Annotated in this window: 13 protein-coding genes; 3 read left to right on the forward strand and 10 right to left on the reverse strand. The window is 65.8% G+C overall.

Translation table 11 applies throughout. The annotated features are described in order from the left end of the window. Positions 1-4: 4 nt before the first annotated feature. The 5 genes from corA to glnA all read right to left on the reverse strand — a co-directional run bounded on the left by corA (position 5) and on the right by glnA (position 5,927). Positions 5-973: a magnesium/cobalt transporter CorA gene (gene corA, locus ACWCIA_RS08100; RefSeq protein WP_454162182.1), complete on the reverse strand. Its 969-nt coding sequence runs from the start codon at positions 971-973 to the stop codon at positions 5-7. A gap of 245 nt (positions 974-1,218) precedes the next feature. After that, entirely contained in the window at positions 1,219-2,682 is a 1,464-nt protein-coding gene (ntrC, locus tag ACWCIA_RS08105; protein ID WP_454162184.1) for a nitrogen regulation protein NR(I), read from the reverse strand. A 70-nt stretch (positions 2,683-2,752) separates the two neighbouring features. Next, entirely contained in the window at positions 2,753-3,835 is a 1,083-nt protein-coding gene (gene glnL / locus ACWCIA_RS08110) for a nitrogen regulation protein NR(II) (RefSeq protein ID WP_454162186.1), read from the reverse strand. After that, complete coding sequence (locus ACWCIA_RS08115) at positions 3,832-4,341, reverse strand: DUF4124 domain-containing protein (protein WP_454162188.1); 510 nt, start codon at positions 4,339-4,341, stop codon at positions 3,832-3,834. Before ACWCIA_RS08115 ends, glnL begins: the two co-directional genes overlap by 4 nt. A gap of 170 nt (positions 4,342-4,511) precedes the next feature. Beyond that, complete coding sequence (gene glnA / locus ACWCIA_RS08120; protein WP_454162190.1) at positions 4,512-5,927, reverse strand: type I glutamate--ammonia ligase; 1,416 nt, start codon at positions 5,925-5,927, stop codon at positions 4,512-4,514. A gap of 388 nt (positions 5,928-6,315) precedes the next feature. On the opposite strand from glnA, the gene ACWCIA_RS08125 reads away from it, so the two are divergent. Further along, the gene (locus tag ACWCIA_RS08125) at positions 6,316-6,771 is read left to right on the forward strand and encodes a rhodanese-like domain-containing protein (RefSeq protein ID WP_454162192.1); all 456 of its coding nucleotides are present in this window, start codon (positions 6,316-6,318) and stop codon (positions 6,769-6,771) included. 59 nt (positions 6,772-6,830) lie between these two features. On the opposite strand, the gene ACWCIA_RS08130 is transcribed toward ACWCIA_RS08125, so the two are convergent. The 4 genes from ACWCIA_RS08130 to ACWCIA_RS08145 form a co-directional block, all read right to left on the reverse strand. Beyond that, positions 6,831-8,789, reverse strand: coding sequence for a CocE/NonD family hydrolase (locus ACWCIA_RS08130; protein WP_454162194.1), 1,959 nt, complete (start codon positions 8,787-8,789; stop codon positions 6,831-6,833). A gap of 59 nt (positions 8,790-8,848) precedes the next feature. Further along, positions 8,849-10,258, reverse strand: coding sequence for a TAXI family TRAP transporter solute-binding subunit (locus ACWCIA_RS08135; protein ID WP_454162196.1), 1,410 nt, complete (start codon positions 10,256-10,258; stop codon positions 8,849-8,851). A 1-nt stretch (position 10,259) separates the two neighbouring features. Beyond that, the gene (locus ACWCIA_RS08140) at positions 10,260-13,853 is read right to left on the reverse strand and encodes a transglycosylase domain-containing protein (RefSeq protein ID WP_454162198.1); all 3,594 of its coding nucleotides are present in this window, start codon (positions 13,851-13,853) and stop codon (positions 10,260-10,262) included. A gap of 321 nt (positions 13,854-14,174) precedes the next feature. After that, positions 14,175-14,996 (reverse strand): EI24 domain-containing protein, encoded by an 822-nt coding sequence (locus ACWCIA_RS08145; protein ID WP_454162200.1) that lies wholly within the window; start codon positions 14,994-14,996, stop codon positions 14,175-14,177. 173 nt (positions 14,997-15,169) lie between these two features. Between ACWCIA_RS08145 and ACWCIA_RS08150 the strand changes: the two genes are divergently transcribed. Together ACWCIA_RS08150 and ACWCIA_RS08155 are read left to right on the forward strand one after the other, a co-directional pair. Continuing rightward, the gene (locus ACWCIA_RS08150) at positions 15,170-15,526 is read left to right on the forward strand and encodes an FKBP-type peptidyl-prolyl cis-trans isomerase (protein ID WP_454162202.1); all 357 of its coding nucleotides are present in this window, start codon (positions 15,170-15,172) and stop codon (positions 15,524-15,526) included. 188 nt (positions 15,527-15,714) lie between these two features. Next, positions 15,715-15,969: an acyl-CoA-binding protein gene (locus ACWCIA_RS08155; RefSeq protein ID WP_454162204.1), complete on the forward strand. Its 255-nt coding sequence runs from the start codon at positions 15,715-15,717 to the stop codon at positions 15,967-15,969. Positions 15,970-16,092: 123 nt separating this feature from the next. Here ACWCIA_RS08155 and ACWCIA_RS08160 read toward each other — a convergent pair whose 3' ends face one another. Next, a complete protein-coding gene (locus tag ACWCIA_RS08160) occupies positions 16,093-16,374 on the reverse strand; it encodes a polyhydroxyalkanoic acid system family protein (RefSeq protein ID WP_454162206.1) in 282 nt (93 codons plus the stop codon). Positions 16,375-16,533 lie beyond the last annotated feature (159 nt).

Consider the following 16,533-nt stretch of genomic DNA (forward strand, 5'->3'; position numbering starts at 1 on the left):
CCGGCTATAGCCAGCCTGCTTTCTTGAAGCGGTAGTAGAGATAGCCGCAGACCCCGAACATCAGCCCGACCGCGGTCGGGTAGCCGTACTTCCACTTCAGCTCCGGCATGAATTCGAAATTCATGCCCCATACCCCGGCAAAGGCCGTGAACACGGCAAAGATCGCGGCGTAGGCGGCGAGCTTCTTGTTGATGTCGTTTTCCTCGATCGTGACCATCGACAGCGTGACCTGGATCGCGGTGGCGATGGTGTCGCGGATGGTGTCGAGCCGGCCCGAGATGCGCAGCAGGTGGTCGTGGACGTCGCGGAAATAATCCTGGGTGTCGCAGGCGATCGTCGGCACCCGTCCGCCGTGCAGGCGCCCGACGGCGTCGAGCAGCGGGATGACGGCGTGGCGCAGCACCAGCGTATTGCGCTTCAGGTCGTACAGGTGCTCGATGTTGTCGCGCTGCGCGCCCTGGCCGCCGAAGATGCGGTCTTCGATCGACTCGAGGTCGGATTCGAGCTTGTCGACCACCGGGAAGTAGCGGTCGACGACGGCGTCCATCAGCGCATACAGCACGAACCCGGAACCCATCTGGAGCAGGCGCGGCTCGCGCTCGGCACGCTTGCGCACGCCGAGGAAACCCTGGGCCGCATCGCGCCGCACCGACAGCACGTAGTTGGGCCCGGCAAAGATGGCGACTTCGCCCGCCACCAGTTCGTCGCCGTTCAGGTTGACGGTATGGACGACCGTGAACAGCGAGTCGCCGTATTCCTCGAGCTTGGGCCGCTGGTGGCCGCGCGAGGCGTCTTCGATGGCCAGTTCGTGCAGGTCGAATTCCTCCTGCATCGCGGCCAGCTCCTGCGGCTCCGGGTCGCGCAGCGCGACCCAGACGAAGCAGCCGGGCTGCTTCAGGTATTCGCTGATATCCTCGACCGGGATATCGGACAGTTTCTTGCCTTCCTGGTAGGCGACGCAGTTGATCAGCATGGGTGAATGGATGGGGCGGCGGATGCGAGAGCTTACACTATCCGGGGGCCTTTCCGTAGGGTGGGCGCTCCGGGCCCACGCGGAACTGTGCGCAGAGTTAGCCTCAAACATGGCATCAAGTTAGCGCCTGATTAGGACACAAGCCCAGGGGCATCTCCACGCGTTAGCATTGTGCCGTGAATGGTGCCCACAATGATCACCATTCCGCGTGGGCCCGGGGCGCCCACCCTACGAAACCACGCCTGCTACTCCTCCCTCGCCCCGTCGATCCCGAGCTCCACGATCTTGCGCGTGATCGTGTTGCGCCCGATCCCGAGCCGCATCGCGGCGTCGTTCTTGCGGCCGTGGGTGTGCTTCAGGGCGGCCCTGATCAGCACCGACTCGAACTGCTTGCCGAGCGTGTCCATCACCTCGACCTGGCCGGCGCTGAGCATGCTGGCCGCCTGCAGTTCCAGCAGGCCGGTCCAGCCCTCCGGCGAAGCCGCCAGGGCCGCGGGCAATGGCGACTGCACGTCCATCTGCTGCGGCATGGCGGCGGGCGGCGCGCCCGGAGGCGGCGCCTGGGTCAGGTCGCGCGGCAGGTCCTTGACCTCGACCGTCTGGCCCGGCGCCATCACGGTAATCCAGTTACAGAGGTTTTCGAGCTGGCGCACGTTGCCGGGCAGTTCCAGGCCGGAGAGAAAACGCATCGCGCCTTCGCTCATGCGCTTCGGCTCGACGCCCAATTGATGTGCGCTCTGCACCAGGAAGTGGCGCACCAACAAGGGGATGTCCTCGCGCCGCTCGCGCAGGCTGGGCAGGCGCAGGCGGATCACGTTCAGGCGGTGGTACAAGTCCTCGCGGAACAGGCCGTCGCGCACGCGCTGTTCCAGGTTCTGGTGGGTCGCCGCGATGACGCGCACGTTGGCTTTCACCGGCTGGTGGCCGCCGACGCGGTAGAAGTGGCCGTCCGAGAGCACGCGCAGAAGACGGGTTTGCAAGTCAAAAGGCATGTCCCCGATTTCATCCAGGAACAGAGTGCCGTCCTCGGCCTGCTCGAAGCGGCCGCGCCGCATCGCCTGGGCGCCGGTGAAGGCGCCGCGCTCGTGGCCGAAGAGTTCGGACTCCAACAAGTCTTTCGGGATCGCCGCCGTGTTCAGCGCGATGAAGGGCTGCTGGGCGCGCGGGCTGTGCTTGTGGAGGGCGCGGGCGACGAGCTCCTTGCCGGTGCCCGATTCGCCCGTAATCAGGACCGTGACGTTCGACTGCGACAGGCGGCCGATGGCGCGGAAGACTTCCTGCATGGCCGGCGCCAGGCCCAGGATTTCGGGCGTCTCGGCCGGTGCGGCCTCCACGCTGGCTTCGCGCAGGCTTTCCTCGAGCGCGCGCCGGATCAGGGCGACGGCCTTGTCGATGTCGAAAGGCTTGGCCAGGTAGTCGAAGGCGCCGCCCTGGAACGAGGCGACGGCCGAATCGAGGTCGGAAAACGCGGTGATGATGATGACCGGCAGGCCCGGATGGCGCGCCTTGACGGCCTGCAGCAGGTCGATGCCCGATTCGCCGGGCATGCGGATGTCCGACACCAGCACCTGCGGGGTCTCGCTCTCGAAGGCCTGCATGGCGTCGCGCGCGTTGGAAAAGCTGCGCGTCTCGAGGTTCTCGCGCGCCAGGGCTTTTTCCAGCACCCAGCGGATCGATGCATCGTCGTCGACAATCCAGATTGGTTTCATGTATTCGTGCTTTCTGCAGTCGATTCATCGTTGGACGCGGCCGGATGCGCAGCGCCCATTGAACATGCAGTCAAGGCAGCGGCAGCAGGATCCGGAAATCCGTCAGTCCAGGCCGGCTTTCGCACTCGATCATCCCCAGGTGCTGCTGCACGAAGGTTTGCGCCAGCGTCAGCCCCAGGCCGCTGCCGCCATCCCTGCCCGACACCAGCGGGTAGAAGATACGGTCGCGGATCTCCGGTGCGATGCCCGGTCCATTGTCGATGATATGCAAGTCTAATGCCAGCCCGTAGCGGACCTTGGCCAGGGTCACCTGGCGCGCCACCCTGGTGCGCAAAACGATCTCCGCGTCGCCCGCCGCGATGCGGCTTGCGAGGGCCTGGGCGGCGTTGTGGACGATGTTCAGGACGGCCTGGATCAGCTGTTCCTTGTCGCCTCTGAATTCGGGAATCGAGGCGTCGTAGTCGCGCCGGATCGTCAGGCCGTTCGGGAATTCGGCCAGCACCAGCGAACGCACGCGCTCGCACACTTCGTGGATGTTGACGTCGCCGACGATGTGGGGCTTCCTGTGCGGCGCCAGCAGGCGGTCGACCAGGGTCTGCAGGCGGTCGGCTTCCTTGATGACGACCTGCGTGTATTCCTTCAGCGCGTTCAGGTGCAGCGGCGGCAGTTCGAGTTCGAGCAGCTGCGCCGCGCCGCGGATGCCGCCCAGCGGGTTCTTGATCTCGTGCGCCAGGTTGCGGATCAGCTCCTTGTTGGCCTGGCTCTGGTCGAGGAAGCGCTCCTCGCGGTCGAGCTTCAATTGCTGCACGTTCTCGCGCAGTTCGATCAGCACCTCGCCCTCGCCCAGCGCGCCGGCGATGGCGTGCACGTGCAGGGTTTCGCGGCCGGGACGCGCGAGCGCCAGGTCCTGGCGCAGGTCGGCGTACTGGTGGGCCCTGGCCTGGGCGCACAGGGCGGCCAGCTCCTCGCCATTCGAAAACAGGGTGGCGAGGGTCTGGCGCGAGAGGGACTTGAACGAGGCGTCGAGCAGGTTCTCGGCGGCCGGGTTGGCATAGCGCACGCCGTCATGCGCATCGACCAGCAGCACGCTCGAGGCCAGCAGTTCGAGGCCGGCAAAGCGGGCCGGCTGCCGCGCGCTGTCCGGCCCGGTCATCGGATGTTGGCGATCTCGCGCCGCAGCGCTTCGAGGTTGCGCTCGGTGCGGTTGATGTCGTCGCGCATCTGGCCGACGCGCTCCTGGTATTTGGCGTAATTGCGCTCGTTGCCCTGGCGGTCGGGCTCGCCGTTCTTGTAGACGGCCTTGAGCTCGGCCAGCTTCTGCTCTTCGGCCCGGAGTTCCTCGTTCAGGATGGCGCGGCGGTCGTCGTCGCGCGCACGCTGCTGGGAAGTGTCCACGCGCGGGAAATTGGCCGGGCTTGGCGTCGGCGCGCTGGCGGCGGGCGCCGCATTGTTCGGACGCACCGACGGGATCATGGGCGAGGCTGCCGGCGGACGCGGCGCGGGGCCGGCGTCGATCAGTTCGCAATTACCCTTCTTCATGTCGGTGTAGAGCTTGTTGCCGTTGGCGTCGGTGCAGCGGTACACCTGGGCCTGGACCGCCATCGAACACTGCAGCGCCAGGCCGCCGACCAGGAGCGCGGCGCCGCGGCGAAAACCCATCTTTATCATTCGCATCGGTAGAAGCAGCACGGCAGGGCGTGCGGGGTGGAAGAGAAATGAGCCGAATATACCGCATTGAAATGAAAACGCGGGGAAAGCCCAAGGCCATCCCCGCGTTTGTTACCTGCGCTTACAGCTTTCGATGCCGTAGCGCAACACTCAGCCCCGGCTTACGCCGAGTAGTACATGTCGAACTCGGCCGGGTGCGGGGTCATGCGCAGGCGCTGCACTTCGTTCATCTTCAGCTCGAGGTAGGCGTCGATCATGCTGTCGCTGAACACGCCGCCGCGGGTCAGGAACTCGCGGTCCTTGTCCAGCGCTTCGAGGGCTTCTTCGAGCGATGCGCAGACGGTCGGGATCAGCTTGTCTTCTTCCGGCGGCAGGTGGTACAGGTCCTTCGAGGCGGCTTCGCCCGGATGGATCTTGTTCTGGATGCCGTCCAGGCCCGCCATCAGCAGCGCGGCGAAGCATAGGTAGACGTTCGCCAGCGGGTCCGGGAAGCGCACTTCGATGCGGCGGCCCTTCGGGTTGGCCACGTGCGGGATGCGGATCGAGGCCGAGCGGTTCTTGGCCGAATACGCCAGTTTCACGGGCGCTTCGTAGCCCGGCACCAGGCGCTTGTACGAGTTGGTGCCCGGGTTGGTGATCGCGTTCAGGGCCTTGGCGTGCTTGATGATGCCGCCGATGTAGAACAGTGCCGTTTCCGACAGGCCGGCATAGCCGTCGCCCGCGAACAGGTTCTTGCCGTCCTTCCAGATCGACTGGTGCACGTGCATGCCCGAGCCGTTGTCGCCGTTGATCGGCTTCGGCATGAAGGTGGCGGTCTTGCCGTAGCTGTGGGCGACGTTCCAGACCACGTATTTCAGGTTCTGGGTCCAGTCGGCGCGCTCGACCAGGGTCGAGAAGCGGGTGCCGATTTCGTTCTGGCCGGCGCCGGCCACTTCGTGGTGGTGCACTTCGACCGGGATGCCCAGCGATTCGAGGATCAGGCACATTTCCGAGCGCATGTCCTGGAAGCTGTCGACCGGAGGAACCGGGAAGTAGCCGCCCTTGACCGCCGGACGGTGGCCGCTGTTGCCGCCTTCCGTCTTGGCATTGGTCGACCACGAGGCTTCGTCCGAATCGATCTTGACGAAGCAGCCCGACATGTCGACTTTCCAGCGGATCGAATCGAAGATGAAGAATTCAGGTTCCGGGCCGAAGTAGGCGGTATCGCCCAGGCCGGTCGACTTCAGGTAGGCTTCGGCGCGCTTGGCGATCGAGCGCGGGTCGCGGTCGTAGCCCTTGCCGTCCGACGGCTCGATGACGTCGCACTGCATGAACAGGGTCGTCTCTTCCATGAACGGGTCGAGGTTCGCGGTGGTCGGGTCCGGCATCAGGATCATGTCCGATGCTTCGATGCCCTTCCAGCCGGCGATCGACGAGCCGTCGAACGCGTGGCCCGATTCGAATTTGTCGAGGTCGAAGTGCGACACAGGAACGGTGACGTGCTGCTCTTTACCGCGGGTATCCGCGAAGCGGAAATCCACGAACTTGACTTCGTTGTCCTTCACCATCTGCATCACATCTGCGGCGGTCTTTGCCATGCGTTTCTCCTGATTGAAATGGGGGGCGAACAGGGGTTTCGAGTCGCATCGCGACGAGCCTGTGAGCGCCCTTGCGCTTCGGGGCGCAAGGGCGCTCCTGCTGCTGATCGACTCTATCCTACCTGCTGCTGCTTGCTACCGTTAATGCATGAACTGTGCCAGCTGACTTGGCCAGCTCTTGAGCATGAACAAATGCGCAATCGTTCTTTGGCAACCCGGGAGTTTAACCATAAAATCTTCCGTAACAGGGTTCTCCAGCGTGGTGCGGGCAACTCATCCTTTGCACCGCTTTGGTGCAACTTGCACAAAGCGCACCATTTTGAGGCACAGCGCACCGTTTGGGCAAGCCCGCTCCAATCGGGTGCGCCTCCATCGACCAAGGAACAGCATGACCACCGAAGACATTCTCGCCACCGCACGCACCCGCACCCCGGGCCAGCCCTATGCCGGCGCCGTGACCCCGCAGGAAGCGTTCGCGCTGCTGCAGGCCGATCCGAAGGTCAAGATCGTCGACGTGCGCACCAATGCCGAGCGCGACTGGGTCGGCCGCATCGCCGCGCCCGAATCCCAGCACGTGGCGGTGCAATGGGCCACCTACCCCGGCGGCCAGCCCAATCCCCAGTTCGGCGAGCAACTGGCGCAGGTCGCGGGTAAGGACGAGGTCCTGCTCTTCCTGTGCCGCTCGGGCGTGCGCTCGCGCCACAGCGCACGCGTGGCGACCGAACTCGGTTACGCCAATTCGTTCGACATCCTGGAAGGCTTCGAGGGCGACCGTGATGCCGAGGGACACCGCAAGACGGTCGGCGGCTGGTGCAAGGCGGGCTTGCCCTGGATCGGAGCGTGACCGTGTGCATGCCGCGATAACCCGTAGGGTGGACGGGGAACCCGTCCACCCTACCTTGCTCAGTTCGCGGGAAGCACCAGCACCTGCAGCCCCGACGGCGTTTCCGGCGCGCGATACACGCGCTGGATCGCCTTCCTGAAATCCTCCGGCTTCGCCTTCGGAATGTGCGTGAAGGTCTGCGGGTTCAGGTCGACCAGCGGGAACCAGGAACTCTGCACCTGCACCATGATGCGATGGCCTCGGCGGAAGGTGTGGTTGACCTGGCCCATCTCGAAATTCACCGGCTCGACCTTGCCCGGCGTGAAGGGCTCCGGCTTCTCGTAGCTGTTCCTGAACTTGCCGCGCAGCGGGTTGCCGCGCACCAGTTGCTGGTAGCCGCCCAGCGCCAGCTGGGGCGCGGCGGGGTCGGCGCTGCGGCGCGCTTCCTGCGGTTGCGGGTAGGACGCCGGCCAGACGTCGATCAGCTTCACGACCCAGTCGGCATCGGTGCCGGTGGTCGAGACGAACAGCTTCGGCCTCACGGGTCCCGCAATCGTCACGTCTTCTTCCAGCACCTCGCTCTGATAGACCAGCACATCAGGGCGCTTGGCGGCGAAGCGCTGGTCCGAGACCATGTATTCCTGGGGCACGCCCGTCGCCGGGTAACCGATGAAGGGCACCGGCTTGCGCGGATCGGCCACGTATTCGTCGAAGCCGGCGCCGCCGCCAGCGGCGGGCTGCGTCCACCCCAGCTTGCCGTCGGCGCCAAAGTACAGCGTGCGTGGCTTGGCCTGCACTGGCGGCCAGGCGGCGTAGCGGCGCCAGACGTTGCTGCCGGTTTCAAAGGCGGTGACCTCGGCCAGGCTCGCCGCCGGCTTCACGCCCTTCAGGTGCTGCTCGAAGAAGGGGAACTGCAGCTCCTTGCGGAAGTACTCGGAGGTCTTGCCGTCGAAGCCGACATGCCCCAGGCGCGCGCCCTCGCCGCGCGCCCAGCCGCCGTGCACCCAGGGTCCCATCACCAGGCCATTGAAGATGCCGGGGTTCTGCTTCTCGATCGCGCTGTAGGTCGTGAACGGGCCTTGCGGGTCTTCCGCGTCGAACCAGCCGCCCACCGTCAGCACGGCCGCCTTGACGTTCTTCATGCGCGGGCCGATCGCGCGCGACTGCCAGAACTCGTCGTAGGTGTCGTGCTCGATCGTCGGCACCAGCAGGTCGCGCTGGGCGTCGCTCATGGTCGCCAGGATGTTCGGCAGCGTCAGGCGCTTGAGGAAGAAGTCGTAGCCGTCGGTCTCGCCATAGTCGAAATCGGCGCGGGTCTTGGGTAGCGGCGTCGGGTTCGGCATCGAGGTGAAGGCGGCGTAGAAATCGAAGTTCGCGGCCAGCATGAAGGCGCCGCCGTGGTAAGAGTCGTCGCCCATGTACAGGTCGGCGATCGGGGCCTGCGGCGAGGCGGCCTTGATCGCCGGGTGCGAGTCGATGATGCTGGCCGAGGTATAGAAGCCGGGATAGCTGATGCCGTGGATGCCGACCTTGCCGTTATGGTTGGGGACGTTTTTCAGCAGCCATTCGACGGTGTCGTACATGTCCTGGCTTTCCTCGCCCTCGCCCGCCAGGCGCTTGGCCTTGCCGTGCGGCGTCATCTCCTGCCAGGTCCCTTCCGACATGAAGCGCCCGCGCACGTCCTGCTTCACGAAGATGTAGCCGGCGTCCTCGAACTCGCGCGAGGGGCCGATGGCGTCCGGGAACCAGTCGACGCCGTAGCGCAGCTCGCCCTGGGCGTGCACGCCGGCGCTGTAGGGCGTGCGCTGCATCAGGAAGGGCCAGCTGCGCGACGCGTCCTTCGGCACGTAGACGGTCGTGAACAGTTTCACGCCGTCGCGCATCGGGATGCGGTACTCGTGCTTGGTGTAGCGCTCGCGCAGGTCGCGCTTGGGTACAGGCGCGTCGGCGGCCTGTCCGGCGGCGTTGACGGCAAGCGCAGGGGAAGAACCGAGCGCCAGCGCGATGCTCAGGGCCAGGAGGGAAAGCGTACGACGCATGGAATTCTTTCGGAACGGATACACGGGCCGCCAGTGTAATCGCATTCCAACAAGAATTGCTATTCGGTCAAGCCGTTGCCCGGATGCGCAGCGGAGTGCGCCGCCACGCGCTGCCGTACGATGTTAATGTGGCCGCGCAAGCCATACAGCCCATCGGCATACGCGAGCGGCACCGAGACGTGGTTGACGCTCTCCTCGATGTCGTCGAGGCGGCGCAGCAAGTCCTCACGGACGATCTCGCGTTGCGCCTCGTTCGCCTCCGCCTGCACGCCCTCCCAGGCCTGCTCGACCGCGCGCAGTTCCCCGTACCAGCGGTAGACGCGCGAGCGCACGCGCCACACGTAGAGCGGCGGGACGATCTTCGACAAGGGAATCACCAGCGCCGCGAGCGCGACGACCACGACCCACAGCCGGTCGAACAGGTTGGCCAGCCAGAAGCTCATGTAACGCTGCAGGAAAGGCGGGCCGTCGCGGTAGTACTTCGCCGCTTCTTCCGACACCGGGATCTCGGTGTATTTCGGCGAGGGGAACTGGCCCTGCTGCTGGAACCACCCTGCCCCGCCGTGGATCTCGCCGGCCGCCTTGACGAACAGGTCGACCAGGGCCGGGTGCAGGTCTTCCCGCGCCACCAGTGTCGCCGTCGGTGCGATCAGGTGGTAGTCCTGAGCCGGGATGTCGCGCCCGAGGTCGACGATCCCGCGCGGCAGCGTCACGTGGGTGAGGAAAGGCAGGCGGCGCGTGTAGGCTTCGGCCTGGGCGAAGTTGAACAGGCGGATGCCGGGCGTCTGCAGCAGCATCTGGATCAGCGGCGCTTCCGGCGCCGAGCTGAAGACCAACCCGTCGATGCGCCCGGCCAGCAGTTCGACGGTGGCCGGCGTGTTCTCGAGCGCGCCGATGGTCAGCTCGTTCGGTTCGACGCCGTTCACGGCCAGCACCTGGCGGAACAGGGTCGGCACGCCCGTGCCCTCCGGCCCGAGGTTGATGCGCAGGCCGCGCAGGCCGGTGAGGTTATTGGTTTTGACGGAGTCGCGCAGGAACAGCCAGACCGGTTCCGTGAACAGGCTGCCCAGCGACACGAGGCCGAGCTTGCCGGCCTGCTCTTCGTTGGTGGAGCCGCTTTGTACAAAAGCGATGTCGGCTTGCCCGTGCTGCAGGCGTGCCAGGTTTTCCTGGGAGCCAAGCGAAGGCTGGAGGGTGACGGCGATGCCGTGGCGTTGGAGTTCCTGCGCGTATTGCTTGCCGAAGGCTTCGTAGGCGCTGTTTTCCTGGCCGGTGGCCAGGCGCACCTGGGTCGGGGGCGCCGGGTCGACCAGCAGCCAGGCGACGAAGCAGGCGATGCCGACTAGGACGATCGTCGGCCCGGCGGCGACCAGCAGGTCGCGCAGGGACACGAAGCTGAAGTTGCGGATGCGCGAGACTGCGCGCCGGCTGGCCTGGCGCGCGCGTTCGCCTGTCGGTGTTCTTCTCACCTCAGAACAGGGTCTGCGGCCGCTCCGGCTGCTCTTCCTGCGGAGGCTTCGGCTGCGGCTTCGGCTGCGCCGGCTTCGACTCCGCCTTCGGTTTCGGCTCTGCAGCCTTCGGTTTCGGCTCCGCCGATGCCGGCTTCGCCTCTGCCGTCTTCGGCTTTGGCTCTGCCGACGCCGGCTTCGATTCCGCCGCCTTTGGCTTCGACTCTGCAGGCTGCAGCTTCGGCTCCGGCTTCGGCTGCGCCGGTTGCGGCTCGGCAGCCTCCGGCTGCAATTGCGCCGGCTGCGACTGTACCGGCTGCGACTGTGCCAACTGCGGCGCCGCCTTCTGCGGCTGCGGCTGCAGCAGCTGCGCCGACACGCCGCCGCGCGAGGCTTCGATCATCGGCATCAGGCTCGGCGCCAGCGTGGTCAGCAACTGCACCGGCAGCGCGCTGGTGAAGTCGTAGTTTTCCGACTGCGGGCCGTGCACGTAGGCCGTCATGGTGCCGAAGAAGCGTTCGCCGATGTTGAACACGAAGGTCGCCGAGCGGTTCACGTAGCGCGACTCGATCAGGCGTCCGCCCCTCGCGTAGACGTCGAAACGCTGGTCGCCGGTGCCGGTCTTGCCGCCCAGGGCGATGACGTTGCCGTCCTGGAGGGCGAAGGCCGTCTTGACGCGCTTGGCGGTACCGTCCGAGACGACGCCGCGGATGGCGTCGGCCACGGTGCGCGCCACCTCCGGCGACAGCACCACTTCGTGCTCGACCTTGCCGGAACGCTTGACCAAGGTCTCGTAAGGCGTGTCCTTGGCGAAGTGCAGCGAATCGATGCGTTCGACCGGTTTGCGCACGCCGCCGTTGACGATGATGCCCATCAGCTCGGCCAGCGCGGCCGGACGGTCGGCCGAGGCCCCCAGCGTGGTCGCGTAGGACGGCACCAGCGAATCGAAGGGGTAGCCCATCTTCTTCCACTGCGCGTGGATTTTCAGGAAGGACTCGACCTCGAGCAGGCCGGCGATGCGCTTGTCCTGGGCGTTCTTGCGGTTGGTCTTGAACAGCCAGGAATACACTTCCTGGCGCTCCTTGACGCTGGCGCCCACCACTTCGCTCCAGCCGGCCTTCGGATGGTTGCGCAGGTAGCCCACCAGCCACAGTTCCAGCGGGTGCACCGAGGCGACATAGCCGCGGTCGGCCAGCGACATGTTGGCCGGGGCGTACTGGTCGTACATCTTCTCGATGCGTTCCGGGTCGACCTCGTTCGGCACCGCATTGTCGATGAAGGCGCTGAACTGCTGCAGGGTCGCAGTCGGGGCGATCGTGCGGTGCACCGCCGCCAGTTTCGAGGCGGCCGGGCGTACGCCGGCCAGCAGCAGGGCCTGCACCTCGTTCGGGTTCTTGCCCTTGTACTTGTTCCAGAACTTCGCCAGGAAGGTCTTGCCTTCGGCGTCGGCGAAGCGCGCCAGGTACTGGGCGCGGCGCGGATCGTCGGCGTCGGCCAGCAACGCAGCCGAGGAACCCGGCAGCTGGAACATGTAGTAGCGCGCGACGTCGCGCATCATGCGCACGAAGACCAGGTTCGTGGACTGCTGCAGCGCCTCCTGCACCGTCATGATCTTCGAGTTGTCGAGCTTGCTGAAGTTGCCGAAGTAATGCAGGCCGCCGCCGGTGAAGAAGCCTTCGCCCGGGTTGGCCGAGTACTTGCGCAGCATGGCCGCGTCGAGCATGGCCTTCAGGCCGCGGTCGGCGTTGGCCGGCAGCGCCAGGAAGTACTCGACCGCCCACTGGCTCATGCGGTCCTTGGGGTCGATGCGCGCTTCGCGCAGGGCCTTCGGGTCGAGCGCTTCGTAGCGGCGGTAGAGCTGGTCGACGATGTCGAGGTAGGTGACGAGCGTGCGCAGCTTGGCGGTCGAGCCGAGGTCGAGCTTGGCCTGCTCGTTGATGTCGAGCGGCTGGTCGTAGTTGTCGGTCTGGACGCGCAGGTAGTTGACGTTCTCGCCGCGCTCCATCAGGGTGAAGCTGTAGACCACCTGGGCCGGGTCGCCGTTGCCGAGCAGGCCCTTGCCGGTGAGGCCGGCCGCCTGCGCCGCTTCGGCGCTGGTGAGCTGGCGCAGCACGTTGGTGACGGCCTGCTGCGCCTGGCCGTCGAGCGTGGAGACGACCGACATGTCGAGGCGGTCGAGGTTGTACAGGCGCGGCTCGCCCAGCATGTAGCCGAGGTGGTTGCGCACCGCATTGGCGGCCTTGCGCGACACGAAGGCGTTGGCGGCCGGCGGTTCGACGCCGGAATGCAGGGCCGGATGCAGCTTGGCGCGCAGGGCCGCGTCGCGCAGCTGGGGCGTGATCACGCCGGACTGGGCCAGCACGCGCAGGTGGCTGTCGGTCAGGGTTTCGAGGTCGTCCTTGCCGGCGCCAAGATAGTAGGCGGGACGGCGCTGGGCGATCATCAGCGACAGCGCCTCCTTGTAGACGAGCACGGCTTCGGGCGTGTCGAGACGGCCCTTGAGCATGCTGCTCACCTTGGCAAAATCGCGGCCGTACCAGACCCACATGCCGTCGCCGATGCCGTTCACTTCGCCGTAGCCGGGCTTGGCCGACAGCGGCACCGTGTTCAGGTAGTCGAGCACGATCTGGCGCCGGGTGCCGGTGGTGTCTTCGCCGTCGCGGTAGGCGCGCAGCGTGGCCGAGGCCATCTGGACCAGCTTGTCGCCGAGCGAGGCGGTGCGCCCTTCCGGCGAATGGCGGTATTTTTCGATCTGGGTTGCCAGCGTGGAGCCGCCCGCGACGCGCCCGCCGCCGCCGATGCCGACCGAGGACAGCACCTTGTCGAACACGGCCTTCGAGAAGCGGTCCCATTCGACGGCCGGGTTGCGTTTCGGGTAAGCCGGGTCGAGCAGCTCGCGGTTTTCGATGAACAGCAGGCTTTGTACCAGCAGTTGCGGCGCGTCGTCGAAACGCTCGTAGGAGCGCTCGGGGAAGCGCGAGCCGAACAGCGGCTGGCCGTGCCAGTCGAGGATCTCGAGGCCGGTACGGGTCTTTTCGTGGTAGGTGGCGAACAGGCCGTGGTCGGCCAGTTCCAGCATCTTCGGCGACATGCGCGCCTGTGCGTCGACGACGTAGTCGCGCGTCTGCAGCTTGGCCAGGTAGGTCGGCAGGTGCGCGTAGCCGAGGCGCGCGTCGTAGGGGCTCATGGCCGGGAAGCGGATCGCGTCGCTCGGCCCCTTGGCCATGCGGAAGTGCACGTCCTCCATCATGCGGGCGAAGACCTTGGCCTGCAGGGTCGAGGTACGGGTTTCGTAGACAGCATAGGCCGAGCCGGCGGCGACAACCACCAGCAGCAGGCCGAACAGGATGCGCTTGCCGCGGCCCTTGCCGCGTGGCGGCTCGCCTTCGCGCTCGGGCTCCTGCGGCGGCTCGCCGGCGCCGTCCGGCACGGGCTGGTCGACGGCCGCGGCGGTGGCGCCGCTCACGAGCGAAAGGTGGGGAACGGTGTCGTACTGCGGGTCCTCCTGGGCCGCCGCGTCCAGGACCGGCGCGGCATTGCCTTCAGGGCGGGCGCGCAGGTTGCGCACTGCGCGAAATACGTTACGAGGCCGTTTGAAACGGCGAGTGCTTTCCATGATGGCTTAACCGGTTTGAATCGTTTTTCCTGCAATGCCTGTCAACCTGCTCGCCATCCTTGCTACCGGTCTGTTCGAGTGATCGAGGTCGTCGTTGGTTCAGATGAGCACGCCAAAAACACGGTGATTTTTTGCGACTCCGAAGCCATCATTCCACCACATCAACAGGTCTTCCACGTAGCCCTGTTCAACAAATTTGACCTGCCCTGATCTTTTTCGCAAAAAAACAACGGCAGAGTTATCGGGATGGCATTGATGCCTACAGGCATGGGTATTCCACTCCTACACGGCCGAGCCGGCAGGGTCTGCGCGGCCGTTTTTTCAGGCCGGCGCCAGGGCGCCCGCATCGGCCAGGCGCAGCTCTTCCAGGGCCTGCAAGCAATAGTATTGGTACCACAATCCTGTGAACAAAAAGATCACGAGATAAAGCCAGGCCGACAGGATGGCGAGCACCGGGAACAGCACCACCGCCAGCACGGCGCCGCCCATCCAGGCGATGCCGGGCAAGGCGCCGAGCGCGCCCGAGGCCATGCCGATCGCCAGCAGCGGCCAGCGGTGCCGGTGCATGATGGTCTTGCGCTCGGCGGTGCTGGCGTGGGCGGCCAGGGCGTCGTAGCTCATCACGCGCGAAGCCACCCAGCCCCACAGCGCGGCCTGCACCAGCACCGCCAGCGGCGGGATCGCGTACAGCGGCACCGTGCACAGCCACAGCAGCGCGAACACCACCACGCTCGTCACGTTCATCCAGACGCTGCCGGCGAAGCTGCCGCCCTCCTTCTGCTCGAGCTTCGGATAGTCGCGCCGGCTGACGTGGCGCTCGATCGCGGGCATCGCGAAGATGCCCATGAACAGCAGCGACGAGGCTATCATCACCGGCAGCAGCAGGATGATGGCCATCATCGGCACCACGACCACTTTCAGCGCCCCCAGGCCCAGGGTCGACAGCATGCCACCGCTCGACTGGAACCAGCCGTAGTCGAGGAACAATGCGTGCAGCCAGTCGAGCAGGCCCGGCAAAAATGCCCACAGCAGGCCGCCCCAGACCAGCAGCGCCAGCAGCAGCGGCAGGAAGGACAGCGCCAGCATGCGCCGCGAGAACTGGGCGCGCAGGGCGCGGCGCCAGGCGCCGGCGACGCGGTTCATGACTCACTCCGGTGGACGAACGGGACAGGTGCTGGCATGGTCGGGCGCTTCCAGGAATCAAAAGGTCATTGTAGACAAAGTTAAAGTGAAGGTGCCGTGAGGCGTCCCGAATAGCGCGTTGCGGCACCATGCACTACAATCGCCCCCTCAATCCCGCATATAGAAGGAACAACATGACCACTACCACCACCGCATCCGGCCTGCAGTACGAAGACACCGTCGTCGGCGAAGGCGCCGAGGCGAAAGCCGGCGCCTACGTCACCGTCCACTACACCGGCTGGCTGCGCAACGACGACGGCACGGCAGGCGCGAAGTTCGATTCGAGCAAGGACCGCAACGACCCGTTCCAGTTCCCGCTGGGCGCCGGCCACGTGATCCGCGGCTGGGACGAAGGCGTGCAGGGCATGAAGGTCGGCGGCCAGCGCCGCCTGACGATTCCGGCCAACCTCGGCTACGGCGCACGCGGCGCCGGCGGCGTGATCCCGCCGAACGCCACCCTGATCTTCGACGTCGAACTGCTGGCAGTGTAAACGTCCAAGCCTCAGGCAAGGATGACGGCGCCCGCGGGCGCCGTTTGCTTTTCCAGGGGCGGCCAAGGTCGAGCATGCCCTCTAAAATGCGGCGCAAAACCCCATCCTCCGAGGCACGGTGCGCTAAGATGGCCGCGTGCATTGCCTAACCGTCAATGCTTATTGAGCAACCACCGAGAGGAATTATTATGAGCTTGCAAGACCAGTTCACCCAGGCCCAGGCCGATTCGAAGAACCTGCCGGAACGCCCGGACAACATGACCTTGCTGAAGATTTACGCGCTGTTCAAGCAGGCCTCCGTGGGCGACGCCACCGGCGAGCGCCCGGGCTTCACCGACATGGTCGGCCGCGCCAAGTTCGACGCGTGGGACGGCCTGAAAGGCACCTCGAAAGAGGAAGCGATGCAGCAGTACATCGATCTGATCGAAGAGCTGAAGGGCTGATGTTGTAGGGTGGGCACTTGTGCCCACGCGGTCGCACCGGGGCATGCCGCAAGGGTTCCAGTGACGGCAACATCGATCAAGCGATGAGACCGCGTGGACACAAGTGTCCACCCTACCAACCCCTCACGCCGCGGCAAACACCCGGCGCATCTTGTCGCTGACCTTCGCCTCGATCGCGGGCCCGAAGGCGCTCATCAGGAATCCGAGCTTGATCCGCAGCGCCGCGCGCTGCTCGCCCAGGGTCAGGGCGCCTTCCACACCGCTGCGTTCGAAACGCAACACATCCCCATCCCAGCGGCACTGCATGCCGAATTCGGCGGCCACCTTGTCGGCCACCTGTTGCGCCGCGGCGCGCGCCGCATCAGGGCTCAGGTTGTGTTCCTGGACGATCTGGATGTCCGCCATCTGTGTTTCCTTCCTCTGTAACGCAAGACAATCCGCCATGATGCCAGTTGCATGGAGCTGATGCCAGTCCACTGTGCAATTGATACGGGTCAAAACCCGATCCGCCCGGGGCGCGAGTATTTGATGAGCTCAGTTAATGAGATATCTCAATTACGTGAG

This window comes from Massilia sp. SYSU DXS3249 (assembly GCF_053668055.1).